This is a genomic window from Streptomyces sp. NPDC001407, from assembly GCF_042895325.1.
Classification (GTDB): Bacteria; Actinomycetota; Actinomycetes; order Streptomycetales; family Streptomycetaceae; genus Streptomyces.
Genome location: NZ_JBIAWF010000005.1, coordinates 1 through 25,903 on the forward strand (window position 1 = coordinate 1; position 25,903 = coordinate 25,903).

Here is a 25,903-nt window from a genome sequence, read left to right on the forward strand (position 1 = left end):
CGAACGGTCTCCGCCATGCCAGCCATACCCAGAGCCCCTGGGCCCTCCGATCTTACGAATGACCAGAGTCAGACCCACACCTGAAAGGTAGGACCACTCCCATGCGCCACTGCCACCGATTCCGCTCCATCCAGACCTCCTTCGAGCGCGACATCGTACGAAGTCCGCGCCAACCGCGCCCCCGCCAGCCCGCTGGGCCGGACCTGCCGCACCAGCGCCCAGAGCACCCGACATGCCATGGCCCGCGCCCTGAACAGGCACCTCCGCTACTGCCGCGAATGCGGCTGACCAGTGCATACACCGCCACTGAAGCCACCGGGCGACCCGGCCACATCCCAGCCGGGCCGCCGTCCCACCCCCTGCAAAGGAGCTCACCTGCCCATGCTCAACCACCCGATGCCCGCGCCGAACACCGGCCTGGAGGCCGCCGCCTGGATCGACGTGCTCCTGCGGTACGGACTGGTCTACGCCGCCGTCGAAGCACCGGACGGTCAGTGGCTCGCCCAGCTTCGCCCCGACAGTACGGTGTGGCTACTGCGCAACGCCGACGAAGTCCTGACTCTGGCCGCCACACTCCAGCAGCAGCTGCGCGCCACCGACGGTGAGTACCAATGACGAACCGCCGCCCGTCCTCAGTCCCCTCAGGCCAGCAGGCAACACTCAACTCGACCTCAGAGGGAGCAAGTTATACCTTTGGATACTCCACCGTCGGTGGAGTATCCAAAGGGGCCTCCGCCCAGCGAGCGGAGGAGGCCCTCCGGCGCCAGGGGGCGCCGGGGGGAGAGGCTGCGGCCGAGGGCGGACCGCAGCACGAGGCGGAGCACCACGCGTGCCACGCCGCCTCGTGCGAGCACCTCGAGCGTGCCGAAGAGCGCGTCCGTCGCCGCCCCTACCAGCGCGGACCGCGCGGCCAGGGCCAGCGCACCCACGTTCGCAATGCCCGCCTGAACGACGAAGAGCTCGCCCGCATCACCGCCGGGGCGAAGGCCGCCGGTATGACCGTCGCCGGCTTCCTCGCCCACTGCGCGCTCGCTGCCGCCCGCGACCTCGAACGCACTGCGGCCGACGTTGCTTCCGAGCGCGAAGTGATCTCCGAGCTGTTCGCCGCCCGGCGGCATCTTGGCTACATCGGCAACAACCTCAACCAGGTGACGAAAGCACTCAACTCGGGTGCCAATGCCCCGCATACCGAGGTCGTCCTCCAGGCCGTCCGCCGCGCAGTCCAGCGCGTCGAGGCCGCCGCCCAGCAGCTCATCGACCGCTAAGGCACCCAGCGTGATCCCTCGAGTCCACAAACGCGGCAGCCGCACCATCGGCCTGCTCGCCTACCTGTACGGGCCCGGTATCCACGAGGAGCACATCGACCCGCATCTGGTCGCTTCCTGGGACGGGATGGCCCCCGACCCGGGCCGGGACTCGCAGGCCACGTACAGGCAGTTGCAGCAGCTGCTCGACCAGCCCGTGATGGCCGTCACCGAGAACCGGCGCCCGGATAAACACGTATGGCACCTTTCAATCCGTTCTGACCCCGACGACCCGGTGCTCTCCGACGACCAGTGGGGCGAGATCGCCCGGCGCATGGTGGCGGCCACCGGCATCGACACCGGCGATGGGGCCGGTTGCCGCTGGGCCGCCGTACGCCACGCGCACGACCACATCCACATCATCGCCACCCTCATGCGCGAGGACGGGCGCAAGCCGCGGATCCACAACGACGCCGGCCGCTCGCAGGAGGAAGCCCGCCGTATCGAAGCCGACTTCGGGCTGCGCCGACTCAACACCGGTGACGGGACCGCCGCTCAACGACCCACCAGCGCCGAGCGCCACAAGGCTGGCCGCCAGCGCCGCGAGCAGACGCCACGGGAGGAACTGCGCGAGAGCGTACGCCGGGCTGTGGCCGGCGCGAGCACCGAAGCGGAGTTCTTCGACCGCCTCACCGCCTCCGGTCTCCTCGTCCGTACCCGCATCGCGCCCTCCGGCGACCTGCTCGGATACACCGTCGCTCTGCCCGGCGACCGCAACAAGGACGGCCAGCCCGTCTTCTACTCCGGGTCGAAACTGGCGCCTGATCTCTCCCTCCCCCGCATCCGCGAACGCCTCACCCCCACAGCCAAGGAACGTGTCGCCGCACCGGACTCGGGCGAGGCCAGCACGATCCACTCCCAGCCGACCGGTCCAGCCTCGGCCCGCCGTGCAGCCACAACCTCCATCTGGGACGCTGCGCTCCTCCTCGACGACCAGGGCGATGACGGGGCAGCAGCAGCCCAGCTCTCGGCCGCCGGCGAGGTTCTCGACGCCCTCGCCAAAACGTCCGCTGCCACTACACGAGAAGAACTTCGGCTGGCAGCACGTGCCTTCGAGCGCGCCAGTCGTTCCCACATCCGCGCCCAGCACGCCGAAGCGCGCGCACTGCGCAAGGCCGCCCGGGAAATCGTCTACGCCGGACCTTCGTTGGGACGCGGAGAAGACGGAGCGGCCACCGCCATGGTGCTCTCCACGCTCCTCCTCGTGGTGGTGGCCGCGGCTCGCTGGCACGCCCAGCATCAGCATGCCCAGCAGGCCGCAGCCGCCCGCCAGACTGCCGAGCACCTGCGCGCCGCCTACCGCTCCGCCGCTCGCGCCCCGCTGACCGCACTGCGCGACCGAGGCCGACGCCTGCCGAAAACCACCCGCGCCCGGTACGAGACGACGGTGCGCACCGTGCTCCCGCACCTCGCTCAGACCCTGATGGCCGAAAGGGGCTGGGACGCCCTGGCCGCCACCCTCAGCGACGCCGCACGAGCCGGTGCCGACCCCGCCGCTCTCCTTCGCGAAGTCGCTGGCCAGCGCGAACTGGACTCCGCTGGCTCTGTCAGCGACGTGCTGGTCTGGCGCATACGCCGCATCGCCGACCTCCAAGCCCATACCCTGCAGGCCACAGCCGCCGCGGCACCGGCAACAACTGCCCGGACCGCACGTCCGATGCCTGCCGGTGATCACCGCCGGAACGGGAGGAACGCTCGCTGATGCACGCCGAATTGCAAGTGGCCCGACCGGGCACTCGTGGCCGATCCTGAAACGGCAAACGGCAACGCAGCAGAAAGGGCACCGGATGTTCTGGCGCAGCAGGAAAGCTGACTCCTCCGAACAGCAGCCCGCCGCTCCGGCGGAGAAGAGCCCCTCCCCGGAATCCGTCGATATTCCGGTGGAGCTGCGGGTGGACAGGACAGCGGTGTCCTTCATGGCGTTCCCGCACCCCGGCCCACTGGTCATCGCCGGTACAACCACGCTCTGCCATCAGTGCGGGGCGGGCCGCGACTGGATGGTGGTCAGGACCGCCGAAGGCATATTCATCCGCTGCCGCTGCACCCACACCTGGCCGGAACCCCGCATGGCCTCCCAGCAATTCGACGACCTGATGGGCCCCGTCACGGGCGTGGCGGAGGACTTCGACCAAGCACAGCGCTCCATGGGTTACGACGGCGCTTTCTCTGGCGCCTATCTGACGTGACCGGCTTCAGAGCGGGCCCTTTGCCACGAAAACTGCCTTTTACCGCAACGTCGTAGAGGCCGACACACTGAGCGCGCCGGCCTCTACGACGGTTCAGAACAGCAGCCCGAGATCGTCTGGTGTTTCCGTTTTCAGAGAGAACGGGCCGTCCTGGGACGACACTGCCCTCGCGATGGCTGAAACATGCGGGTACTGGTAGCCGGTATGCCGTTGGAAGTTCTCGATTCGGTCGAGAAGGCTCACGCAGGGGCGGCAGGATTTGGCACCCGCCATGGCTGGAGCACCAAGGGTTTTGCCGCAGTAGGCACGGAGCAGGTTCGGGAGCTGGAAGTGTCCAGCTGCTCGTGGGTCGGCCCCCTCAACGAAGCGACGCTCCGGTTCGCACCGTGATGCCGTAAGGACCTCGTGGGCACGGTCGCACTCCTGGCAGACCGCATGCCCTCGCCTTTCGGTGAGGATCCGTAGGTCCGGTGACACCAAGCCGCACACCGTCAAGGGGATGCCGTTGAGGGCGGTGGCGCCGTGATGGAAGGTGCCCCGGGTACTGGTCAGGGACAGGCGCAGCAAGGTGATGGTCACGCGTCTTCCATGGTGTTGCGGTGGGCGGGGCGAGACTCAGCTGGACAGGCTAATCGTGAGGTGGCCGGATGCATCCTGCGGAAGGGCGGAGCGCGGCACGGGGGCGGGGTCGGCGAGCGCGGTGGTGAACGCGGTGACCAGGTTTTGCGGGGTGGAGGGGCTGAAGGCCGCGCACCAGTGGTGTGGGAGGTGGTCGTCGGGCTGGGCCCAGGCGAGGTATCCGGGGAGTCCGGGCAGGGGGTTGCCGTCCTCGATCGCCTCGGAGAGTGCTCCGTAGGTCACCCATGCCTGGAGTTTCGGGGCGTAGTAGGTGTTGCCAGCGTCGGTGGGGTCGGTGGACCAGTGGGCGTCGGCGAGGGGCTGGAGCGGGGTGCGGCCGGGTTCGATGCCTCGGGTGACGTCGGGCGTGGTGGCCAGTGTGGTGGCAAAGGCGGTGACGAGTTCGTGGGGGACGCGGGCGGTGAAGTAGGCGGTCCACAGTGGCGGCGCCGTGAGGTCGGTGCGGGCGAAGAACTCCCAGAGCACGGGGTCTCCGTCGAAGAGGATGCTGGGATGGCCGGGGAGCCATTCGGCGCCGCGGAGTTGGTCGGTGTCGAAGAGGTGGCGTGTCTGACTGCGGGTGGTCCAGCAGCTCCATCCGGCGGCAACGAGGGCGTCTGTGACGCTATCGCCGAGGAGGCCATCGTCTCCGGCGAGGTAGCGCGGGGAGACGAGAAACGCGCCGTGCGTGTCGGGCCGGAGGGCGGTGTGTCGGGCGTTGTGGGCCGGGTCAGGGTCTGTCGGGGACAGGGAGGCTCCGTTGATCGGTGTGGATGGCCGGCTGGGTCGGGTCAGCGTGAGGTTGCTGGTACTGCGCGCCGTCGTTCTCGCTGACCGGTGGTGTCGGGGGTCCACCGCAGGGCTACGGCGACCGGGCGGGGCAGGTAGCTCTGCTGTCCGCCGTCTCCGAGGAAGACGCAGTGCAGGCCGGCGTCGTCGCGTCCTTCGATGAGTGCGCCGAGGTAGTGCGCGAAGGGGAAGTCGGGGGCGGTGGCGAGACGGACGATGCGGTCTGCGTCATAGGTCTGCAGGCGTTGGATGAGCTCGCGCACGGTGATGTCACGGGGCATGGAGTTCTCCTCGAAGTACGGGCAGTGGAGTCTGGGTTGGATGGTTCACGCGGCGTAGGAGTGTGGCCGGGAGCTGGAGATCACCGCGTTGACGAAGGCGGCGACAAGATCGGCCGGGGTGTCGGGATCGAAGGTTGCTGTCCAGCCACGTATGTGCTCGGTTCCGGTGACGGCGATTTTCCATCCCTCGCCTTGCCCTCCGGGCCGCCCGTCGGGAAAGTACCCGAGGTAGAGTCGGCCGTCCTTCGAAGCTATGTGAACGTCTGCTCTGTCGTCGACTACGAACTTGTAGTCGACGTCACGGAATTGGTCCAGGACCTTGTTGGCGTGGCCGGGACCAAGCGGCCACTCGCGCAAGCGGAGGGCTTCGATGGTGGTGCGGAATCCCGGAGTCGGCAATTCGATGGTCATTGCTTAACTCCCTTCTATACCTGGGGCATTGTCCTTGCCAGAGCGACTTTGACATGGGTCTCGGGAGGTTTACCACTCCAGTGCGGCCCTTGCATGTCTGCTGTCAGCTGATCTGCAATGTCCAGGTGGTTCTGCTAGGCCGGGACAGCCACGCTTGCCAGCACGGCGAGTCACCAGCAGTTCAAGCCCGGAGGTGCGACGAAGGCCCATACCTGCAAGTCCAACACCGCGGGAACGTGGCCTCCACGCCACCGGGACAATGCTGCCCATCGTGGAGGTCCGACAAGGTAAACAGGAGTGATCGGCCGCTCTCTTCTTGTGCGGGCATCCTTCTCCAACAGGACCCGCGCAGTCACGCGGGAGAGCACGATTTCCGGCAGTTCACATCCCAGGCGGTACGGGAGAAGGACACGTGCGCGTGGATCACGAGCGGGCGATGCCTGCTGCTATGAGCATGCCCGTGGTCGTGGGCCTGCCGGTCTGCGCGATCAGACCCACGACCAGGAAGCCCCTTCAGTCCGCGGGCGGTGACTCCGTCTCGCTGTCCTCACCGTCGCCTTGCGCCACGTCGAGAAGTCCTGCCCCAGGCGAGGCGCTCGCGCGTCCGACGGGTGGCTGCGCCGGTTCGGCGACCCGAGCGCGCGGAGAATAGCCGCGCTCCTCAGTCAGACTCTCCAGCATCCTCAACTCGGCGGGGCTCAAGTCGGGCTCCTCTTCGGCAAACTCACCGGCCATGCAGCTGCTCCTTCCCCATCTGCCTTCTTGTCCCCTCAGTTTCGCGTATCGGCCGCTCCGCCCGCCCGGTGCTCCGCATCATTCGCTCCACCGTCCCGCGGCGTGTCCGGGGTCACCGGCGCGGTGATCGGTGCGTCGACCATCTCCACGATGTCCACATCGGCGCCCCGCACATGCAGCCCAGCGGTCCCTTCGACCCGCTCGACGAAGCTGCCGTCGCCGAGCATCCGCCAGGCTGACTCCAGATGCAGCTCGCACGGCTGCGGATAGGACGTGGCGTACGACTTATTTCCGTACCAGCCTCCCACCCAGGTGCCGTCCTTGAGCCGCAGCCGCACGAAGCATGGTCGACGGTCACGGAAGATGTGGTCCCAGGCCGAGGGGGTGCCCTGGTAGCGGGCACGCAGCCGGCGGCGTTGCAGGAGCGAGACAGCGGCGGCGGCCGCGGTGGGTACAGCGACGAACAGCACGAGTCCGCAGAGACCCACCAACCGAATCCGTTCCTCCGCCCACAGCAACCCACCGTCACCAAACCTCACAAGGTGCAGCAGTTCGGGCCCGACAACGACTGCGTACGCCGTGTCAAGGACGACAGAGGCGACCAGGGCCCGCAACACCCGCTCGCTGAGCGTGCGCTCCTGGGGAACGGGGCCGCGCCAGCGCTCGCGGAGAAATTGATAGACGGCCCCGGGCAGCACGAACAACACCAGGACGGCGAGCTGGAACACCGTGGAGGGAGCCTGCCCCATCCCCTTCAACCCTTCGCATGTCGTGGCAGTAGAAGTGCGCTCCACCCTACGGTGCATGCTGCGGCCATACCGCCGGGTTCGCGGACACCGCCAACGGGGAATCGCACCCGCGTGGGAGACCAAGCGCTGAGGACAGCGCAGACCAGAGTGAGGCGCTTCCGCGAGCTGTCCCAAAGGGATCCACTCACCTACGAGCCCAAACTCGGCCTCGCCATCTACGGGCTGTGCCAGGAGGTGATGAACAGGCCGGGGCCGGTCACCCAGGCCTTCATCGATGTCTGTGAAGAAGGCATCGCGTTGCACCGCCGGTTGCTGCACACGGATCCGGCTTCTGTGCCTCAGCTCGGCTTCCTGCTCGGCTGGCTCGGTATTGCTCAGCTTTCCCTGGGTTGGCACGACAAGGCGCGCCCCTTGATCGAGGAGAGTCTGGACCTGATGCGGCGCCTGGCCCGCCAGGATTCGCACGCGTACGAGCCCAGCCTCTGCCGGGCGCTGTCGGTCGCGGCTCACGCTCTGGCGGATTCAGGCGACCACCGTGCCGCGCTCAGCGCGGCCAGGGAGTCGGTCGCACGGTGGCGCCAGCTCACCGAGGACATCCCCGGTGTCCACGACGCCGACCTGGCACTGGCACTGCACACGCTGTGCCTCGTCCTTCAAAGCTCCGACGATCAGCGGGGGATGCTGGTACCCGCTGAGGAGTCGGTGCAGATCACGCGTCGTCTGCATGCCAATGGCGCTGCGGCGGCATCGACCGCCTCCCTACTGGCCACCGGCCTTGATCTCATGGTGGCTGCCCTGGTGGCGGACGAGCGGTGGTCGGACGCGGCGCCTGTCGCCGAGGAAGCCATCACCTGGCACAGGCAAGTGCAGAAGGCCGGAGAAGGGTCCATCAGTCTCAGTTTCGCCACTTCACTCGGAAATTACAGCAAGGTCCTTGGGGCGATAGGACGTCGATCCGAGGCCAAGCTGTACGCGTCGGAGGCGTACCTCGAGTGTCTCAGACGGGCCCGCGACACCAACACCGCGGCGGACTTGGCGTCTGCGGCTAGCGACATCGGTGCTTTGCTCTCGGAGCACGGAATGAAATGGTCCGCGACTGTGCTGCGGAGGACTGTGGCAGCGCGTCTGGATCTCCGATCGCGAGGACTGAGGAGGTTCCTCAGGCGGTGAGTTTCTCACTCTATGTCTCTGTCCAGTATCGACTGTGCGGCGACTGAAGGGAGTGTTTGTGTCAATTCCTGAGAAATCATGGAAGGGTTTCTGGGCCACATTGCGCGGGCCGTCGCGGCAGAATGTCCCGTCCGGCTTCACGGATGATTTCGACCCCGTGGCCGATCTGTCCAATCGGAGCATCGAGCTCCTGGAGCACTTCGAGCGAACCGGAGATCCGGTAGTCCTGGACGAGGCGATTGACCTGGGGCGAGCCGCCATCCGTGCAGTCACAGAGTCCTACCCCTACAAGGCTATTGTGCTGTCGAACCTCAGCACGGCACTGGAATCCCAGTTTGGACGGACGGGAGATCTGGCGACCGTCGACGAGGCGATCGACCTGATCCGATCCGCCATCCGCGCCACGCGCGACGACAGCCCCCATCAGGCCGCTCTCCTGTACAACCTGGGCAACTCGTTGTGGCGGCGGTTCGACCGAACGGGGGCTGTGGCCGACCTGGATGAGGCAATCGGTGCCTACCGAGCCGCTGTCCATGCCACTCCCGACAGCCACCCCAAGCGCGCACGCCGTATGTCAAACCTCGGCACCGCCCTAAAGAATCGCTTTGACAGGACGGGGGACCTGGGGGCTCTGGACGAAGCAGTGGAGCTGCTCCGCACGGCTGTCGGCGCCGACCCCGACAATGCCCCCGGTCGCAACATATCGCTGCAGCAGTTGGGACTTGGGCTGGAGGCTCAATTCGACCTGACCGGAAGAATGGAAACCCTCGACGATTCCATCGAGATGCTCCGGGCCGCAGTCCGTGCGGCCCTCGACCCGCTCCATCGCTCCGCCAGCCTTGCGAATCTGGGCGCGGCCCTGAGGAACCGATTTGAACAGTCGTGGGAGATGGCGGATCTTGACGAGGCGATCAAAGTGGGACGAGCCGCCGTCCGCACCCGTCCGGACGAGGATCCCGATTCTTCGGTCGCATTGAGTCATCTGTGCAACGCTCTTGTGCTCCGGTTCGAGCACACCGGAAAGGCCAAGGCCCTTGAGGAGGCAGTCAAGTTGGGGCGCGCAGCAGTGCGCGCCACACCCGACGACCATCCGGGCATCAGCAATGCGCTGGCCAGTCTGGGCCATGCTCTGAAGCTCCGCCACACCCATAAGGGAGCGGAAGAGGACCGGGTTGAGGCGGTCTCCGTCTGGGAACGAGCAGCCGGGACGACGGCGGCCTCGGCATCCATGCGCATCGATGCCGCGCGTGCGGCCGGACACCTGGCCGCGTCTTCGGATCCCCGGCGGGCCGCCGGCATCCTGGAACGAGCGGTGTTGCTCCTGCCCGAGGTGGCACCCCGTCGGCTCAAGCGCGGCGACCAGCAGCAGGCACTCATCAGGACCCGTCAGCTTGCTGCCGACGCGATCGCTCAGGTTCTCGCCGACAGCGGCGTCGACGCGAGGCAAGGTGCCATGCGCGCCCTTGGCCTGGCAGAGGCCGGACGGGCCGTGTTGCTGTCCCAGACGCTTGACACCCGAAGCGACCTGAGCGAACTTCGCCATCAGCACCCCGACTTGGCTGTGCGCTTCAATGAGCTGCGTGAACTCCTCGACCAGGACGACGCCGCGACGACCACGTTGACCGGCACAAGCCAGGTTGCCCGACTTGGCCATGAACGCCACCGGCTCGCGGCGGAGCTGGAGGCACTGCTGGAGCGTATCCGGGCCTGTGAGGGCTTCGCAGCCTTCGGCCGTCCCCCGATTCTCGAAGAGCTGCTGCCCGATTCCGCACACGGCCCTGTAGTGACATTCAACGTCAACCGCTACCGCAGCGACGCCCTGCTCCTCACCAGGCACGGAGTGAGCTCTTGCCCGCTACCTCGACTGACCGTGAACGAAACCCTGGGCCAAGTCGATGCCTTCTACACCGCGCTGGACGAGGCGAGAGCGCCCGCAGGCGACCGGGTCTCCGCCCAGCGGGCACTGCGGCGCGTCCTGGAGTGGCTCTGGGATGCCGCCGCCGAGCCCGTCCTTTCCGCGCTGACGGCCTTGGGCGAGTTGGGCGCCCCACCGGGAGGCGAACCGCTTCCCCGGTTGTGGTGGACACTCGCCGGTCCCCTTGGGGTGCTCCCCCTGCACGCCGCCGGCTATCACACGAAGGGCGGCGAACCCGGAGGTCATCGCCGGACCGTCATGGACCGGGTGATCTCGTCCTACACCCCGACGATCCGTACCCTGCACCACACTCGCCAACATAGCCAGCCGCCCTCCGGTCCCCTCCGATCCTTGATCATTGCCATGCCGGATACCCCGGGCCTTGATGCACCACTGCGGCATGTCCGTGAGGAGGCCCGCCGCGTCAAGGCCCATCTTCCCCACCCCGTCCAGCTCATCGGGCCTGAACCCGGCAGCATCTCCCGGACCGACACGCCCACCGCGGCCGCCGTCCGCTCGCAACTCCCGCACTGTGCCATCGCCCACTTCGCTTGCCACGGTGTCAGCGACAGCGCCGACCCTTCACAGAGCCGACTGCTCCTTTACGACCACGCCACTTCACCGTTGACCGTCGCGGCCCTGGCCCAGCTGAGTCTTGGCCAAGGGCAACTGGCCTATCTCTCCGCCTGTAGTACAGCGGCCCCCGGCGACAGACAACTGTCCGACGAGGCCATCCACCTCACCAGCGCCTGCCAACTCGCCGGCTTCACCCACGTCATCGGGACGCTGTGGCCGATCAACGACAGACTCGCCGTCGACATAGCCGAGTCCTTCTACACTTACCTGGCCACCGGCCCGAGCGGACCTCTCGCCCCTGACCGGGCCGCCACCGCTCTGCACCACACCATCCAGGACATACGCGACCGCTACCCGGGGCTTCCTTCCTTGTGGGCGGCCTACCTGCACGTCGGCGCATGACGGAAATGGAAGCGTCATCCCAGTGGTGAAGCAGCCCTTCAACTTGTCCAGCACGGACAGCGACGACGCGGGTACTGTCGCGCAGAAGGAAGCACTGGCAGCCCCTCCCAAGAGCGGGATGACAGCACCGCCGATGCTTCTCCTGGCTTCCGTTCGATGCCACCGACCCAGCCAACCCTCTGCTCGACCTGCGACCTCGCCGCGGGTCTACGACCGCAAAACTCAAGTGGTCGCAACCCTGGCGCCCTATGCAAGTTGATCGATTAACACGCTAAACGCCCTCGGGCGAACATGTCGCCGCGCCAGAAGAAGCTCGGCTCCCGCCACCGTCGTCACCATGCCGACTTCGTCGTCGTGCAGGGGTCAGCTCAGGTTGTGCGGGGGTTGAAGTCCGGGGTCGCCGATGGATGTAGGGCCGGCGAGGTGGCGTGGGGCACGAGGTCTTCCTGGTACGGGTCTTTGAAGGGGGGCGGGGGGATTGCGTGTCTCCGATGATGTGCGGCGCCCCGCTCGGGGCGGGGGCGGGGCGCCGCGTTATGGAATGGACGGGATCGGGGTACCTGTGCCCTGCCGCTGGCGGTCGGGGCTGGCCGGGAGCCGGGACCTGTAGGGAGCGCCGTGCTGGCCGGGACAACTGGTGGGCTGCGCGGCAGGGCCGCCAGGAGCTGTGCGAGGTGCTGGGCTTCTTCGGCTATCGCACGCCGAACTCCTGTGTCCAGCGGGGGCCGCCCGGGACGTGGTTGATGCCGACGCCGACCTCCGTGAAGGAGCAGTCGAGGATGTTCTCGCGGTGGCCGTCGCTGTGCATCCAGTCGTTCATGACGTCGGCCGCGGTCGGCTGTCCGTAGGCGATGTTCTCGCCGTAGGCGGTCCATCGGTATTCCGCGGCGGTGATGCGTTTGCCGGGGCCGGTGCCGTCGGGGTTGGTGTGGCTGAAGAAGTGGCGGTTGGCCATGTCGTCGGAGTGGCGCTGGGCGGCCAGGTTCAGCTGGTCGTTCAGGCGTACCGGGGCACATCCGGCCGCGTGGCGTTCCTTGTTGACGAGGTAGGTGATCTGCTGCCGGGCCGCATCCTGCAGGACGGCTGTGACGGGTGCGGCCTGGGCTGCGGGGGCCCAGGCCAGGATGGCGGCTGCTCCGGCGGCGGCCGTGGCGGTGGCAAGGCGGGCGGTGCGGGTGGATATGCGGGAAGGCATGCGGGATTGGCTCCGGTGGTTGGTGGTGCTGTCCGTCCCAGCGGCCGGGAGCAGTGGTGTCTCCCGGCCACGGACAGGAGGAGGGTGTTACTCCTGCGAGTCGAGGGTGCCGTCTTCGGCGGCGGCCTTCTGCCGGCGGCGGGTCGCCCACAGGGCTCCGCCTCCGGCGAGCAGCAGGGCGGCGGCTCCGCCCAGGGCCCAGGTGGTGGTCTCGGCGCCGGTGTGGGCCAGGGCGCCGCCGGGGGTGTCGGGCGTGTCAGGGGTCTTGGGCTTGTCCGGGTGGTGCGGCGGTGTGGTGGGAGGCGTGGTGGGCGGGGTCGACGGCGGTGTGGGCGGGACGGGGGTGTCGGCGACTGTGACGGTGACCTGCTCGCCCGGCAGGGCGGTGAACTGATCGGGGACGGTGTTCAGCTGGTAGCGGTCGGGGGCCTTGGTCTCCTTGGCCCAGTAGCGGGTGCCGTCCTTCAGGTCGACGCCGAGCTTGATCTTCGCGGTGCCGTCCTTGCCGGTGGTCACCTGCGTGACCTTCTTGCCCGGCTGGTGCTTGCCGGATGCGTCGACGGTGTCGGTGTCGATCTCGATGACCGCACCCGGCAGTGCCCTGCCGGACTTCTTGTCGATCTTCTTGACGAGCAGGTCGGCTTCCTTGAAGGGGTCGACGACGGTGACCGGGTGGGCCTTGGCCGACTGCCCCTCGGTGATGACGACGTCCTGGTCGGGGACCAGGGCGTGGATCGCATCGCCGCTGTCGGTCTCGTGCAGGCGGTACTTTCCGGGCGCGAGGTCGTCGAAGACGAGGACGCCGTCGGTGTTGGTCTTGCCTTCGGCGACGACCTTTCCGGTGGCCGGGTCGAGGAGCTGGAAGGCGGCGCCGGCCATCTTCGCCTTGCCGGGGTCGGTCTTGTGGATCTCGACGCCGCCGGTGGCCGGGGTGACGGTGACCTTCGTGGTGTCTTCGGCGGTCGTGGTGTCGCCGGCGAGCAGCATCCGCTGTGCGGAGCTGTCGCGGGGTTCGAGGACCTTCAGCCGGAAGCCCGGCAGGCCGCTCGCTGTCGCCTTCACAGTGGCTTCGCCTGCCGTGCCGGTGGTGAACTCCCAGCGAGCGGTGCCGTCATTGCCGGTGGTGACCGTGCCGCTGGCGGTGCCGACCCCGGACTCGGACAGGGCGACCTTTACCCCGGGCACCTTCGCACCGGAGAGGGTGGCTGTGACTTCCACGGACACCGCGACCTTCGTGCCGGCGGTGGTCTTCTCCACGCTGGGCTTGATGTGCAGGGTGTACGGGCCCGCGAGCTTCTTCGCCTCGGCGATGTAGCCCTCGGCCAGCGTGCGCGCCGTCGGGGAGACGTTCTGGTAGGCCAGGCGCTGCTTGCCTCGGGAGCCTTCGAGCGCATACTTCCCGCCGGCCAGGAACTCGTAGACGGTGGCATCGACAGCGGCGGCCTGCTCGTCGGAGCGGGTCTGCCCGTACTTGGCGATCACATAACTGGCGTACGCGACATGGGCGTCCGGCACGGTCTGCCCGGTCTCGGAGGAGGTCCAGTGGGAGACGGTCTTCGGACCGGTGTAGCCGCCGGCGGCCTGCGGACCCTTGCGCTCGGGGTCAGCGCAGTAGGTCTCGCTCTCGCCCCACACAGTGATGCCGGGCGGACCGTATGCGCCGATGTGGGAGGCGGCGGCGTTCCCGTCGGAGTCGGGGATGGTGTAGCCGGGGCCGAAGGAGGTGGGTTTGGCGTCGGCGGCCTGGGCGGCCGGGGTCCAGGCCAGGGTGCCCGCGACGCCTGCGGCAACAGTGGTGGAGACCAGGCGGGCGGTTCGGGAGGTGGTGCGTGTACGCATGTGGTGGGTGGTGCTCCTGCGATGCGGTGGATACCGGTCCCGAACGGGGACCGGTGTGGGGCAGTGCGGCCCCAGCACAAGCTGGTGCCGGCACACAGACGGGGAGAGCGAGGGGCGGTAGTGCGCCTTCTCTCAGCGGGACTTGCCTGCTCTGGTGGTGGGCGGCGCTGAGCTCGACAGACGGCTGACTGGCGGCGCAGTAGGCGAACGCCGCTTATCCAGCGTGAGGTTGGGGCCTGGGCTGCGGGTCGCTTCCGTAATAGCCTTTGCCTGGTATGCGTCGAGGACTACCTCAAGGTGCTGGATGCTTTCGCCACGCCGGGCGGCCAGGACCTCGATCTCGGAGCCGAGGCTGCGCAGGAGACCGTTGGTGGCCCGGCGGTCGACCTCGTCCTGGCCGTCGGCGACGCGGTGCAGGCACGTGGCCGCGTATGCCGCCTTCTCGACAAGCGCATGATGGATGGCATCCAGGCGGAGCGCGGCGGCCAGGGCCAGTTCAAGGAGCTGCCCCTGGGGATTTCCGTCTCGGTCGGCGGAGAGGAGCTGCGCCGGTGTGGCGCCCAGCGTCTGGGTGATCAGGCGGGTACCGAGCTTGGCCGACCGGCTGTCCTCATTCATATGGTGCGACGCCGGGCAATGACGGCAGTGTTCACGGTCCGCATCATCGGGACCGGCCGCTGGTGGTCAGCGGCTGGTTGACCGGCGGGGTTTCGGGTGGTGTGGGAGAAGAGGTCTGCCTGCCGCCATGCGGGGGCGATCTGCTGGGCACGGATAGCGGGCGTCGTGCGCGGCGGTGTGGACGTGGTACTGGAGAAGGCGGGGGTGCGCGGGCTGGTGGCCGTGGCCGCCGCAGCCACGGTCCGCTGTCCCGGCCGCTGCCCACCAGGCCATGGTGCCGGGGCCGAAGGGCGCTGCTGTGCGGTGTGCGGCGGTGCCCAGACCGGGTGGTGGGCGGACGGCCTGCCGCCCAGGCGGAAAGTGCAGCATAGACCGGGCCCAGGGCGTGTGCGGCGGCGGTGAGTTGGTAGGGGGAACGGTGGCTGTCGGTGACGCGCTCGACGAGGCCGTCGGCGCCCAGCTGACGCAGGCGGGAGGTCATCACCATCGGCGACATACCCGGAGTCACCTCGCGGGAGAGCTCGCCGCTGCGCAAGGGCCCGCTCTGCCGAAGGGCCCACAGGACGGCAGTGGCATGGCGTGGGCTGATGAGTTTGAGCGCGTCCTCGGCATGCTCGGCCTTGGTTGCAGGTCCGGTGTCTTCGAGGCAGGCGGCGGCCCAGGCGGCCAGGGCGTCGTGGACGGGGGCGAGGTCGCGTCCCCGGTCGGTGAGTTCGTAGTAGACCGGGCGCCCGCCGACGGCTGTGCGGTCGATGAGGCCGTGGTCGGCCAGGGCGGCCAGGCGCTGGGAGAGGGAGGGGTCCTGCATCTGTGGCAGGCGCAGCTTGACCTCGGTGAAGCGCAGGGGGGTGTCCTGGCGCAGGGTGTGCAGGATTCGCACGCTCCAGCGTGGAGCGATCATGGACAGTGACTCCTCCACGCGCCGCAGGTCGTTGATGCGCGAGGTGGTGGACGTGAACGTGCTGCTGGTCATCGAGGGCTCCGAGGGTCAGCGGGTGCGGGTGGAGGAGGTCCGCGGGGCGGGAGGCGGGGGGCCGCGTGTGGTGCCGGTGAGCAGTCGGGGGCCGAGCAGGGCGGTGGCGGCGGAAATGTGGGCCTTGCGGGCGGCGTGGGTCTGGGCGAGGCGTTGTGCGCAGTCGAGGATGTGGCTGGTGTCGAAGTCGTCCATCTGCCGTCCGGGCTCGACGAAGGTACGCAGGCGTTCCAGCTGGAACTCGATGGCACGCTCGGCCAGTTCGAGGTCACCGTGGACGGTCAGGAGGGAATCCAGCACGGGAGCCGCGCCGGGGTGGGTCTGGGCGTAGTCGCGCAGGCGGTCCAGGGGATATCCGTAGGCGTTTTCGATATTCCGCTGGATCTCGGCGGCGTCTTGGTCCACGGCGGGGAGGGCTTTCATCGTCGGAGGGGTCAGCGCATCCGGCGTCCTGCCGGACCGGCCTGGGCAGTCGCGGCCGGCCGCGCCGGGGCGGCGACGGCGGTAGGGCGGGCGAACGGACTGCGGGCGGAGGAAGCGGGCATGGTGCGCAGCAGTTGATCGATGGCCTGCCGGTACTGGTCTCGGGTCCTGGTGGCACTCGCCAGCCACTGGAGGTCAACGGCAAGATCCGCGGCCACAGGGTCCTGGCCGGGGGCGGTGGCGGTGTGGATGCGGTGACGGACTTCCTCGAGGCGGTTCTCGACCGTGGTGAGGAAGGACCGCATTTCCAGCATTCGATGCACGGCCGGCGCGACTGGTGCGATGGCCTGCTGCTGATGCAGGTCCTGGATGCTGTGGCCGAAGGCAGCCTCGATGGCGGCGTCCCGGCTGGACGGGCGCAGCGCAGTGCTCACGTAAAACCTCTTCATCAACTACGAACTGACATCCGCACGTTCACCGGCGGCGCAGCGTCACGCCCGGACGCGCGGCTGTGGTCGGAACAGGAGGTGCGGCGGGTGCGGCTGGGGTGGGGAGCGGGTAGTTCGGGGAGTGGGCGGCGGCTGCCGCTGCCCGCCGCGCCTGTGCCGAAACCGGGCCGGGCGGCGCGGCGGCTGCGTGGTTGTCGACGAGGTGGAGCAGGGCTGTGGCTTGCGCGTCACGGGAAGCCATGGCGTCGGTGACGTCGGACGCCGCCTCCAGCAACTCCTGCCCTCCGGTTGCGCTCAGTTTGCCGTCCTGGGCCGCGTCCAGCCGTTCCAGGAGCACGTGATGCAGTCCGTCGAGCGTCTGCTGCAGTTCGGCGAGCCGGGCGTACGCCTCCACGATCTCCGCGAGGGGCGTGCCGGCTCCATGCTGCTGAAGGCCGGTGGGGGTGCGGCCGAAAGACTGCTCGATCCGTTCGCCGAGCAGCCCCATCACCTCGTCGTCGTTCATTGCTCCACTCCTGAGCCGGATGCGTGGGAAGTTCCAGGGTCCGGATTTCAGCCGGTTTGGGTAACCGGCGATATCGCGCTATAACCAGGCGCCCCACGCACCAAGTCAGCGAGCGGTCGAGGGCCGTTGCCTTCCGGGTCAGTGGTGACGGCCGGAGCGTGAAGTGGGCGGCAACGGTGAGGCGGGCGGAAGGGCTGCCGGTGACGTGCAGGAGAGCCGGCGGGCGGTCGCCCGGGCAGCCTGGACCCGGGTTGCGACGAGTGCACCGGGATTCGTGGCGCGGGGTTCTGGCAGCGGTCCGTCATGCTCTTCCATCCACTCCCGCGCGGCGTTTTCGGTACGGAAGGCGCCTTCGCGCAGGGTGTAGGTGCTGCTGTCCGGCGAGCACTGTTCCAGGAAGAGGCGGTACGGCTGCTCGGCGCTCGCCGGGTCGTGGTCGTGGACCAGCATGGTTGTCTCGTACTCGTTGCAATCGTCGGTGTAGTGGTCCAGGACCTCGTAGCGTCCGCCGGAGGTCATCAGCTGCTCCTCCAGTGCGGTGGTTTGGGCGTCGGCCGGCTTGGGCCCGCTCCACTGCGCCGGGAGGCGCACCGCGTCCGGGGCTGCTCCGTGGGCGATCAGCCACCGCTGTGCCAGTGGGAGGACGGGGTGGCGCTCGCTGTGGAAGGAGAACGTCCAGTTGTCAGGGTCCCGGGTGATCGCCACGGCGATCAGCTGGGCCATGCCCGGCACGTCCCAAGTGGCGGCGCCGTCGTGCAGGACGATATAGCCGCGGGTGCCGTCGGAGGTGTGGTGGGTGATCAGCGGAGTCAGGACGTTGTGGTCGGCGACGAGGGCAAGGAAGTGGTCCTCGTCGCTTCCCGGGGCCAGGGTGTAGCCGTCGAGGCGGAAGTCGTGGGCGAAGAGGTCGGGAAGATCAAGGTCGGGTGTGTTCAACGGTGCTCTTCGGTTCGTGGCGTCAGCGTGCCGTGGTTGGTCAGCGTCGATGGGGCCGTGTCATCGGCACACCGGCCGCTGCGGCGGCCCGTGCGGTCCGTACGGCGGGTGTGGTGCGGCGGGTCAGGCAGGTGCGGCCGATGTCGGTCAGCGTGATCGGCTGGCCGGACTGCAGGGAGTGGGTGACATCCCGGCTCACCAGGCCCTGGGCTTCGAGGCGTTGGAGTACCGGCCAGGTGATGCGGCTGCCCGACGGGGTGGTGATGGACATGCGGTGGGTCAGCAGGTGCTCACGCAGCACGGCTCCGCCGGGAGCCAGGGCCACGAGCGCCGCGAAGTCGGACTGAAGAAGGCCGGCCCCGGGGTGCACGTGCTGCTCGCGGTTGTGCTCTTCGAGGGGCTGGAGCGTGCGCAGCAGGTCCGTGGCTCGGGCGTCGCGGTGGACGGCGGCGTCTTGCAGCTGGGCGACGGTGCGGTGGATGCGGGTGAACAGGGCTTGGTCGACGTCGAATTCGCCGCTGGAGATCCGGTGCAGCTGGGTGCGGTGGTAGGTGACGGCGCGCTCGGCTTCCGACAGGGCGCGGTGGGCGGCAGCCACCGTCGCCAGCTCCTCACCGGCGTGCATACCGGTCGACCGCAGAGCGTCGATGGTCCACCCGGTGGCGCTCTCCACCCGGGCATCGAGCTGCGTCGCCACCGTGGCGGCCGGAGCCCCGGCTGTCCGTGCGGTGCTCACGCGCGGCGACCGGATACGCGGCGCTCGACCGGCAGGTCGGGGATGTAGCGGATCCAGGCGTCGACGAAGTCGGCGTAGCGGTAGCCCTTGCGTCGCGCCCCGCGGCAAGCGGTGACGTTGCCCGGCCGGATACCGAGCGGCCTGAGCTGTTCGGCCAGGTCCCGTGCGGTGAACTCGTCGATCCTGTCCAGGAATCGTATGCCGGAGTGGCAGGAGTCGAGCAGGGCGGTCGTCGACAGCGCTGCAGGGTCACCGTGGGCGGAGAATGCCGCGTGGAATGCCTGAAGGATCTCGTGGAGGAGCTCTGCACCGGGCGCGTCACAGGCACATGGGGCCGAGGAGGAAGGGACGGCGTGCGCTGCCCTGCTCTGGTGGTCCAAGGTGATCAGGTCGGCCAGCAGACCGGCGTCGGCAAGCATCTGCTCCGGCCACTCGATGGCCTTGTCGGGGACGGGCGCCTCACAGGCCACGCCCCCGTCAGTGCTCAGAGCACGGGCGACGGCCCGGGCCAGGTTCTCCTCGGCACGGCGGACCCGTTCGATGGCCTCGACGACCTCCCGTCCGAATGCGCTCGCAGCACAGCTTCGCGAACAGCGCTGCTCACCGTTCGGTACGTCGGGCAGCAGGTCAACAAGGAAGGTCATCGGGAGAAGCCTTTCTGTGCATGGGCGGTGGGGGTGGTCCCGGTCTGCGGGCGGGCAGATGCCGGGGCGCTGGGAGACGTCTTTGCACGGACGGACACGTTGCGGGGAGAGCGGGCGCGGGCGGCTTCGGCGCGCGGGGTGGTGGTGCGGGTTCGGCCGAGCCGGTGAAAGGCGGTGTTGTACGCCTCGAATCCGGCGCGCGGGCGCATGGCGATCAGGAAAATCTCGCGCTTGTGCAGGGAGCCGGCCGGGGCGGGGCGTTCCTGGTAGACGATGCGCCAGTCGACTTTGGCGTCGACGTAGAGCTTGCGGCAGTCGGACAGGTCCTGGCCCCACCGTTCGTCCAGGCGCTGTCCGCGCTGCTCGCCGTGGACGAGGTCCTGCAGGGCCAGAAGGGCCAGGTCGCGGATCTCGTGGGGGGCTTCGCGCAGGTCGTCCAGAGCGCGGGGGTCAGCGGCGAAGGTGAACTTGGGGAAACTCACGCCGGCGTCACACGGCCAGGGTGTGGCCGGTGGTGGGGACCGGGTCGGTGGTGGGCACCGGGCCGGGCAGCAGGCGGTGTGCCGGGCGGGCCGGGTTGGTGGTGCAGGCGGCGAACGGGCCGTTGGGGGCACGGAGCTGGGCCAGGGTGTGGTCGAGGTGGTCGCGGTGCCAGGTTGACGGGCCGGACGGTCCGGCCTCGGGGTCGATGTGCTGCTGCCACGCGAGCCACAGGCCGTGCAGGCGGGCGACAGCCTCGGGGTGCTGGTCCCACCACGGGCACCACGGCGCGCTGGAGGTGATCTCCCGGCCGTAGACGGGGAGAAGGAGGTCGTCGACCCAGTCGGTGAGCGCATCGAGTTCGGCTTCGTATGCCTGGCCTTCCATGGCCATGATGAACAGAGGCTCCCCACCACCGGTCGGCGCCGCTCCCGCGCCGAAGGCGGTGAAGTCGGGGCCGGGCAGCGGTATCGGCGGCGCTTCGGCGGCCAGGCTGTCCAGGACGCGGGCCTGCTCCTGGCTCTGGTCGATCAGCTTGCGCACGCTGGCGGACAGATCGGCCAGATCGAGATCGGTGATGCGGACCGGCTCGGGAACCTCTCCCGCGGCCAGGTCATGCGAATCAGACACAGAACCTCTTCGGAAAAACGGTGCGAGTTCAGTGGCGTTCAGCGCCTGGAATGAGCCCGGCAGGGCTATCCGTCCCTCCGATACCGGGAAAGGGGGAAGCCGTTGCCTGCCGGTATCAGCCGGACGCATTCCCGTGTTACTCGGCAGGACCGGCGAGGGTGTAGTCCTGCTGTGAGGAGACCTGGCGCAGCGTCTCGGCCAGCCGCTCGGTGGCAATCTGCGCGTAGTGCTCAGTCTTTTCGATGCCGATGAAGTCGTAGCCCTCCAGCAGCGCTGCGACACCGGTGGATCCGGAGCCCGCACAGAAGTCGAGAATGGTGCCGCCGGGCGGGCAGATCTTCACCAGCTCCCGCATCACCTCAACAGGCTTCTGGGTGATGTGCTTGCGGTCCTTGCGCGGCTGGGACGCGGAGTACATGCCCGGCAGGTAAACGGGATTGCGCTCGGCATCCACCGCACCCTTGGACGCCCAGTGGATGAACTCGCAGTTCTGCGTGAAGCGGCCCCGCTGCGGGCGGGCCTGGGGCTTGTGCCAGGCCAGCGTGCCCCGCCAGGTCCACCCGCCGGCCTGCAGCGCGTCCGACATCGAGCCGGCCTGCCGCCAGTCGGTGAACAGCAGCAGCGTCCCCGACGGTCGCGTCACCCGGTGCGCCTCGGTGAGGATCTGCGTCAGCCAGAACGTGAAAGACCTCTGGTCCATGTTCTCGCCGGGGAAGTCCGACAGCACGTGGGCGGCGTCGCCGGAGACGTACTTCTGGCGGGCCGTGCGCGAAGTGCGCTCCTTGGCCGTCCGCCCGCCGCTGTTGTACGGCGGGTCGGTGATGACGGCGTCCACGCTGTCATCGGGCAGCGAAGCCAGCACGGACAGAGCGTCGCCCTGGTGCAGGGAAAAAGGCATGAGAAAGCCCCCATTCACGGGTGCAGAAAGAACTGGATAGAGAAAGTGCTGTCCTAGAGGCTCGCCCTGGAGAATCCAGTGGGCGGCGGTGCAGCGACTCCAGACTGTAGACGCCAATTCCCGGTTGACCCCGGTCGAACGGGAAACTCGTCAAAGTTCAGTTCCGGGCACCGAACTTTTTGGGTAACCAGCAGTCCGTCCCTACAGTTCTGGTCATGCCGCACCGGCCCCGCCGGGCGGCATCCCCCTTCCCCATCACCCTCTGCACGAGAGGTCTCTTCGCCTTGCCCCCGAACACCTGACGCCGTTCGCGCCGACGCCTCCAAGAGCTGCAACTCCCTCGCGCCGGCCACCCGATGCATTTCAACCAGATCCGTTCCGGGCCCCTTTGGACGAGAACGCAAGGCCCGGACTGGCTCCACTCACCCCGAAGGGTCCTTCCCGTGGCACACCCATGCCCTCATCCCGCCATGCCTCCGCCGCCGGGCGGTTCTGACAGCCGTGTGGGCAGGTGGCGTTGAAGGCCGTCGCCGCGACCATCGGTGTCGCGGTCCTCAGCCCCCTGCTGCTTGCCGGCACCGCGGCGGTCGCCGCCGCCGGTGGCGGCGCGGCGAATGCCGCGCACGGAGACTGCGGCGGCGAGGCCGGTTCGGTCGATGTCGAGGCGGTCACCAAGCAGGTCAAGGACATCCTCGGCGGCAAGGGCGGCGGCAAGGTCACCGTCGATGGGCTCGAGCTGCCCGCCGAGCAGATCCCCAACGCCAAGACGATCGTGGCCACGGGGGTGGCGATGCACATTCCCGAGCGCGGGCAGATCGTCGCCCTGGCCACCGCCATGCAGGAGTCGCGGCTGCGCAACCTGAACTACGGCGATCTCGATTCGCTGGGTCTTTTCCAGCAGCGGCCCTCCGCGGGCTGGGGAACCCCGGCCCAGGTCCGTGATCCGGTCTACGCGAGCACGAAGTTCTACAAGGCGTTGCTGGAGGTGCGTGGTTGGGAGTCGATGACCGTCACCCAGGCCGCGCAGGCTGTCCAGCGGTCGGCATTCCCGGATGCGTACGCGCAGTGGGAGCCGCTGGCCCGCGCCCTGCAGTCAGCGATCATCAAGACCCTGCCGAACGGCGGCAAGTCCACCGAGGACGGCAAGAACGCTGACAAGGACAAGAAGGACAACGCCAAGGCTCCGAAGGGTGGTTGCTCCACGGGGACTGACGGCAGCAATTTCGGCACGATCCCTCCGGGCGCGGTGCCCAAGGGATACGAGATCCCCAAGGACGCGCCGAAGAAGATCCAGACCGCGATCCGCTGGGCGCTCGGACAGTTGGACACCCCGTACCAGTGGGGCGGCACCTGCGAGAACAGCCACGGTCCGGACCCCATGGGCCGATGCGACTGCAGCTCGCTGATGCAGATGGCCTACCACGCCGCCGGCGTGAACATCTCCCGCACCACGTACACGCAGGTCAACGAAGGCAAGGCCGTCTCCGTGAGCAGCCTCAAGCCCGGCGACCTGCTCTTCACCCGCGGCACCCCTGCCGTGCCGGAGCACGTCGGGATGTACATCGGCAGCGGCTTGATCATCAACGCTCCGAAGACCGGTGACGTCGTACGCATCACCACCCTGGCGAACTGGAAAGACCAGATCCTCGCCGCCCGCCGCATCCTCAACTGACCGGTTCTGTACCGATCTTCGAGCCCGGACCGATGGTCCGGCGTCGCCCGCAGGGCAGGCCGCTTCGGCGCCGCTCCGCCAGTAGCGCACGCTCCGGGCCGCAGCCGTCCCTTCGCGGCATCTCCTCCCCTCTCCGAGGCACTCGCCTCGCCCCTTCCCCCTCCTCGTTCGTCGCTTTCGCACGCCGTTTCGGCGTGCCTGCAAGGAGCTCGTCTGTGCCCACGCTCGACCACGTCCGCTACCTCGCCTACAACCCGGGCATTTCTCCCAAGGAGGGTGGCCTGCCCGGCCTTTCGGTCCTGAAGGACGTCATCTCCTCGATCAACCTCTTCGCCATCATCGCGATCGTGGGCGCCCTGGCAGTGAGCCTGGCCGTGTGGGCCTGGGGCCACTACACCGGCGGCCACCAGGCCGAGGCCAACGGCAAGAAGGGCGCCGTCGTCTCGGCGGGATGCGCGCTCGGCCTCGGCGCCGCCAACGGCATCGTCTCCTTCTTCAGCACCCTGGGGACGCAGGTCCACTGATGCTGAAACGTCACGCCAAGCCGCCCCGCCCACCGCGCGCTTCCCGTACCGCGTCGTGGTCGGTGAACCAGCGCATCGCGGCCGGAGCCGCAGCGCTCGCGGTCCTCGCGGGCAGCGCGAGCCTGATCGCCTACCTGACCGGCGACTCCGGCAAGCCCGCCGACTCCCCCGCCCCGGCCGCCACCAGCAGCCCCTCGCCCACCGCCTCGGCCGACAACAGCGGCAACAGCTCGGTGCCGAAGCCGCCGTCCACCCGCGACCCGGTGGAGTTCGCCAAGGCCGCCGCAGGCGCCCTGTGGTCCTACGACACCCGCACAGTCACGCAGCCGCAGCACCTGGCCGCTCTGAAGGCATGGATGACGACGGAGGCGAAATACACCGACTGGCCCTCCGTGGCTTCGCAGGTTCCCGACCCGACCCTGTGGTCGCGCATGCATGACAACGGTCAGTACGCCACCGCCAAGATCTCCGAAGGCCACATGCCTCAGGCGTTCACAAAGGCCCTCGGCGACAACCCCGGCGCCATCACCGAGGCGTACGTCTACGCCGTCACCGTCAGCGGCAAGCAGTCCATCGCCTGGCGCGGCGGCGGAGCTGGCGCCGAGGGTCGGGCAATCACGCTCGCCGTCCAGTGCCGCCCCGACCATGACTGCGCTCTGTCCGGGGTCTCTCCCCGCGTCGCCCCTTAACCCCAACGCCCAGCAGGAAGGAGGTACACACCCATGGGCTTCTGCAATCTCCCCCTGGTGGACAACGTCTGCAAGGCGGTCGACGCGATCGATTTCGTCGCCGACCCCGGCAAGTCCATCACCGAGGGCCTCGGCGCATGGATCGCCAAGAGCGTCGGCGAGCTGGCCGCCTCGGCAGCCGACCTGGCCGCCAAGGCCGTCGACACCACCACCAAGGTCGATCTCAACGCAGGCTGGTTCAGAGACAACTACGAACTCATCCTGCCGATCGCCCTACTCGTGATCGTCGGCACGTTCTGCCTGCAGCTCATACGGGCCGCCTGGAAACGCGACGGACAGGCCCTGGCCCAGGCGTTCAGCGGCACCCTGGTCGGCGTGATGTTCGCCTTCGGTGCCATCGCGTTCACCACCGTCGCCCTCACCGTCGTCGACGCACTGTCCGACGGGCTGTTCAAAGCCGGGCACTCCTCGATCTCGGACTCCGTCCGCCGCATGATCAAGGTGAGCCAGTACGGCGGCATGTACGAACTGGGCTGGCTGGTCCCGACGTTCGTCGCCATCGGCGCGGCCATCGGAGCGTTCCTCTACTGGTGCGTGATGATGGTCCGCAAGGTCGGCATCCTCGTGCTGGTGACCCTCGCGTGCTTCGCCGGCGCGGGTGGTGGCTGGGAGCTCGCCAAGCGGTGGCGCCGGGGCTGGATCGAAGCCACCGCCACCCTCGTGGTCTCGAAACTCTTGATGACCATCGTCTTCCTGCTGGGTGTCTCCGCCATGGGCAAGACGGAGGCCAAGGACGGACTCGCCGCGGTCTCCGATGCGATGGCCGGCATCGTCGTGATGGTCATGGTGCTGCTGTGCCCGTACATCACCTACCGGTTCGTGCACTGGGCCGCTGACGGCCACGGTGAGGACCTCCACCGCTCCGGCGGCGCCGGTATGGCAGCTGCTTCCCGTACCGCCCAGGGTGTCGGCCGCAAGGCCATGGCCATGTCGACCGGAGGCGGCGGCGGTGCGGCCCTGGCCGCGGCGGCCCCGCAGGGTCCGCCCCAGGTCCCCGGCCAGCTGCTCGCCAAGGCCGCTCCCTCCTCCAGTTCGGACTCCCACTCCGAATCGGACAACGAGTCCTCCCCCGGCACACAGTCCGGGACCAGCGGACCCGGGTCTGGATCGTCGGGAGGCCCGGGCGGCGGCACCGGTGACGATTCCACTCCAGCTCCTCCCGCGCCGCTCACCGCGACGAGCAGCGGCTCCTCCTCGCAGGCCGGCCGTGCGGCGGGAGCAGGCAACGGAGTGCCACCGCAGCAGTCCGGAGCGATGGCCGCGGGTACCCACCCGGGTGCGAGCCTGGCCTCCGGCTCCGGACTGATCGGGCAGGGACCGGCCGCTCCGGCCCCCTCCCCGCAGGGCCCGGCCGTGGCCACGCCAAGGCCACAGCCCACCGCCCCCTCCAGCGGTACGCCCGCCCCGCCGTCGCCGCCCGCGACCGGCTACTAACCCCCTCCCCCATCCCGGGGCACCCGCCCGCCGCGGCCGGCGGGCGCCCCGGACCCCTCCGG

The 25,903-nt window shown here is 68.7% G+C and carries 28 protein-coding genes; 10 read left to right on the forward strand and 18 right to left on the reverse strand.

Annotation, left to right across the window (positions count from 1 at the left end; genetic code table 11):
* The first annotated feature begins 381 nt into the window (after window positions 1-381).
* From ACFY1P_RS09230 to ACFY1P_RS09245, 4 genes are all read left to right on the forward strand, one after another.
* Window positions 382-615 carry a hypothetical protein gene (locus tag ACFY1P_RS09230; protein ID WP_390750269.1) on the forward strand — a complete coding sequence of 78 codons (234 nt, stop codon included), beginning with the start codon at window positions 382-384 and terminating at the stop codon, window positions 613-615.
* Window positions 612-1,265: a plasmid mobilization protein gene (locus tag ACFY1P_RS09235; RefSeq protein WP_390750270.1), complete on the forward strand. Its 654-nt coding sequence runs from the start codon at window positions 612-614 to the stop codon at window positions 1,263-1,265. Before ACFY1P_RS09230 ends, ACFY1P_RS09235 begins: the two co-directional genes overlap by 4 nt.
* 10 nt (window positions 1,266-1,275) lie before the next feature.
* Entirely contained in the window at window positions 1,276-3,006 is a 1,731-nt protein-coding gene (locus ACFY1P_RS09240) for a relaxase/mobilization nuclease domain-containing protein (protein ID WP_390750271.1), read from the forward strand.
* 85 nt (window positions 3,007-3,091) lie between these two features.
* Window positions 3,092-3,490 carry a hypothetical protein gene (locus tag ACFY1P_RS09245; protein WP_390750272.1) on the forward strand — a complete coding sequence of 133 codons (399 nt, stop codon included), beginning with the start codon at window positions 3,092-3,094 and terminating at the stop codon, window positions 3,488-3,490.
* Window positions 3,491-3,583: 93 nt separating this feature from the next.
* Here ACFY1P_RS09245 and ACFY1P_RS09250 read toward each other — a convergent pair whose 3' ends face one another.
* The 5 genes from ACFY1P_RS09250 to ACFY1P_RS09270 form a co-directional block, all read right to left on the reverse strand.
* On the reverse strand, window positions 3,584-4,069 hold the full coding sequence (locus ACFY1P_RS09250; protein ID WP_390750273.1) for a hypothetical protein: 486 nt from the start codon (window positions 4,067-4,069) through the stop codon (window positions 3,584-3,586).
* Between the two features lie 36 nt (window positions 4,070-4,105).
* On the reverse strand, window positions 4,106-4,963 hold the full coding sequence (locus ACFY1P_RS09255; RefSeq protein WP_390750274.1) for a DUF317 domain-containing protein: 858 nt from the start codon (window positions 4,961-4,963) through the stop codon (window positions 4,106-4,108).
* The gene (locus ACFY1P_RS09260; RefSeq protein WP_390750275.1) at window positions 4,900-5,178 is read right to left on the reverse strand and encodes a hypothetical protein; all 279 of its coding nucleotides are present in this window, start codon (window positions 5,176-5,178) and stop codon (window positions 4,900-4,902) included. Before ACFY1P_RS09260 ends, ACFY1P_RS09255 begins: the two co-directional genes overlap by 64 nt.
* A gap of 45 nt (window positions 5,179-5,223) precedes the next feature.
* A complete protein-coding gene (locus ACFY1P_RS09265) occupies window positions 5,224-5,589 on the reverse strand; it encodes a DUF317 domain-containing protein (RefSeq protein ID WP_390750276.1) in 366 nt (121 codons plus the stop codon).
* A gap of 770 nt (window positions 5,590-6,359) precedes the next feature.
* Complete coding sequence (locus tag ACFY1P_RS09270; protein ID WP_390750277.1) at window positions 6,360-7,073, reverse strand: DUF6338 family protein; 714 nt, start codon at window positions 7,071-7,073, stop codon at window positions 6,360-6,362.
* A 147-nt stretch (window positions 7,074-7,220) separates the two neighbouring features.
* Between ACFY1P_RS09270 and ACFY1P_RS09275 the strand changes: the two genes are divergently transcribed.
* Window positions 7,221-8,243: a tetratricopeptide repeat protein gene (locus ACFY1P_RS09275; RefSeq protein ID WP_390750278.1), complete on the forward strand. Its 1,023-nt coding sequence runs from the start codon at window positions 7,221-7,223 to the stop codon at window positions 8,241-8,243.
* Between the two features lie 58 nt (window positions 8,244-8,301).
* Entirely contained in the window at window positions 8,302-11,136 is a 2,835-nt protein-coding gene (locus tag ACFY1P_RS09280; RefSeq protein ID WP_390750279.1) for a CHAT domain-containing protein, read from the forward strand.
* Window positions 11,137-11,827: 691 nt separating this feature from the next.
* On the opposite strand, the gene ACFY1P_RS09285 is transcribed toward ACFY1P_RS09280, so the two are convergent.
* The 13 genes from ACFY1P_RS09285 to ACFY1P_RS09345 form a co-directional block, all read right to left on the reverse strand.
* Window positions 11,828-12,331 (reverse strand): CAP domain-containing protein, encoded by a 504-nt coding sequence (locus tag ACFY1P_RS09285; RefSeq protein WP_390750280.1) that lies wholly within the window; start codon window positions 12,329-12,331, stop codon window positions 11,828-11,830.
* Between the two features lie 87 nt (window positions 12,332-12,418).
* A complete protein-coding gene (locus tag ACFY1P_RS09290; RefSeq protein ID WP_390750281.1) occupies window positions 12,419-14,170 on the reverse strand; it encodes a collagen binding domain-containing protein in 1,752 nt (583 codons plus the stop codon).
* Window positions 14,171-14,302: 132 nt separating this feature from the next.
* Window positions 14,303-14,788 carry a hypothetical protein gene (locus ACFY1P_RS09295; RefSeq protein WP_390750282.1) on the reverse strand — a complete coding sequence of 162 codons (486 nt, stop codon included), beginning with the start codon at window positions 14,786-14,788 and terminating at the stop codon, window positions 14,303-14,305.
* A gap of 43 nt (window positions 14,789-14,831) precedes the next feature.
* Complete coding sequence (locus tag ACFY1P_RS09300; RefSeq protein WP_390750283.1) at window positions 14,832-15,761, reverse strand: winged helix-turn-helix transcriptional regulator; 930 nt, start codon at window positions 15,759-15,761, stop codon at window positions 14,832-14,834.
* Window positions 15,762-15,776: 15 nt separating this feature from the next.
* The gene (locus ACFY1P_RS09305) at window positions 15,777-16,184 is read right to left on the reverse strand and encodes a hypothetical protein (protein ID WP_390750284.1); all 408 of its coding nucleotides are present in this window, start codon (window positions 16,182-16,184) and stop codon (window positions 15,777-15,779) included.
* 11 nt (window positions 16,185-16,195) lie between these two features.
* Window positions 16,196-16,618: a hypothetical protein gene (locus ACFY1P_RS09310; protein WP_390750285.1), complete on the reverse strand. Its 423-nt coding sequence runs from the start codon at window positions 16,616-16,618 to the stop codon at window positions 16,196-16,198.
* Between the two features lie 40 nt (window positions 16,619-16,658).
* Window positions 16,659-17,138: a hypothetical protein gene (locus ACFY1P_RS09315; RefSeq protein WP_390750286.1), complete on the reverse strand. Its 480-nt coding sequence runs from the start codon at window positions 17,136-17,138 to the stop codon at window positions 16,659-16,661.
* A gap of 138 nt (window positions 17,139-17,276) precedes the next feature.
* A complete protein-coding gene (locus ACFY1P_RS09320; RefSeq protein ID WP_390750287.1) occupies window positions 17,277-18,074 on the reverse strand; it encodes a hypothetical protein in 798 nt (265 codons plus the stop codon).
* A 40-nt stretch (window positions 18,075-18,114) separates the two neighbouring features.
* On the reverse strand, window positions 18,115-18,810 hold the full coding sequence (locus tag ACFY1P_RS09325) for a hypothetical protein (RefSeq protein ID WP_390750288.1): 696 nt from the start codon (window positions 18,808-18,810) through the stop codon (window positions 18,115-18,117).
* Complete coding sequence (locus ACFY1P_RS09330; protein ID WP_390750289.1) at window positions 18,807-19,454, reverse strand: DUF3631 domain-containing protein; 648 nt, start codon at window positions 19,452-19,454, stop codon at window positions 18,807-18,809. Before ACFY1P_RS09330 ends, ACFY1P_RS09325 begins: the two co-directional genes overlap by 4 nt.
* Window positions 19,451-19,936, reverse strand: coding sequence for a hypothetical protein (locus tag ACFY1P_RS09335; protein WP_390750290.1), 486 nt, complete (start codon window positions 19,934-19,936; stop codon window positions 19,451-19,453). Before ACFY1P_RS09335 ends, ACFY1P_RS09330 begins: the two co-directional genes overlap by 4 nt.
* Before the next feature lie 7 nt (window positions 19,937-19,943).
* Entirely contained in the window at window positions 19,944-20,564 is a 621-nt protein-coding gene (locus ACFY1P_RS09340; protein ID WP_390750291.1) for a DUF4913 domain-containing protein, read from the reverse strand.
* Window positions 20,565-20,700: 136 nt separating this feature from the next.
* Window positions 20,701-21,462, reverse strand: coding sequence for a DNA-methyltransferase (locus tag ACFY1P_RS09345; RefSeq protein ID WP_390750292.1), 762 nt, complete (start codon window positions 21,460-21,462; stop codon window positions 20,701-20,703).
* A 517-nt stretch (window positions 21,463-21,979) separates the two neighbouring features.
* On the opposite strand from ACFY1P_RS09345, the gene ACFY1P_RS09350 reads away from it, so the two are divergent.
* The 4 genes from ACFY1P_RS09350 to ACFY1P_RS09365 all read left to right on the forward strand — a co-directional run bounded on the left by ACFY1P_RS09350 (window position 21,980) and on the right by ACFY1P_RS09365 (window position 25,841).
* Entirely contained in the window at window positions 21,980-23,134 is a 1,155-nt protein-coding gene (locus tag ACFY1P_RS09350) for a C40 family peptidase (protein WP_390750466.1), read from the forward strand.
* Window positions 23,135-23,349: 215 nt separating this feature from the next.
* Window positions 23,350-23,658 (forward strand): DUF6112 family protein, encoded by a 309-nt coding sequence (locus ACFY1P_RS09355; protein WP_049714171.1) that lies wholly within the window; start codon window positions 23,350-23,352, stop codon window positions 23,656-23,658.
* On the forward strand, window positions 23,658-24,347 hold the full coding sequence (locus tag ACFY1P_RS09360) for a hypothetical protein (protein WP_390750293.1): 690 nt from the start codon (window positions 23,658-23,660) through the stop codon (window positions 24,345-24,347). The genes ACFY1P_RS09355 and ACFY1P_RS09360 overlap by 1 nt, the downstream gene beginning before the upstream one ends.
* A gap of 33 nt (window positions 24,348-24,380) precedes the next feature.
* Window positions 24,381-25,841, forward strand: coding sequence for an ATP-binding protein (locus ACFY1P_RS09365; protein ID WP_390750294.1), 1,461 nt, complete (start codon window positions 24,381-24,383; stop codon window positions 25,839-25,841).
* Window positions 25,842-25,903: the final 62 nt, after the last annotated feature.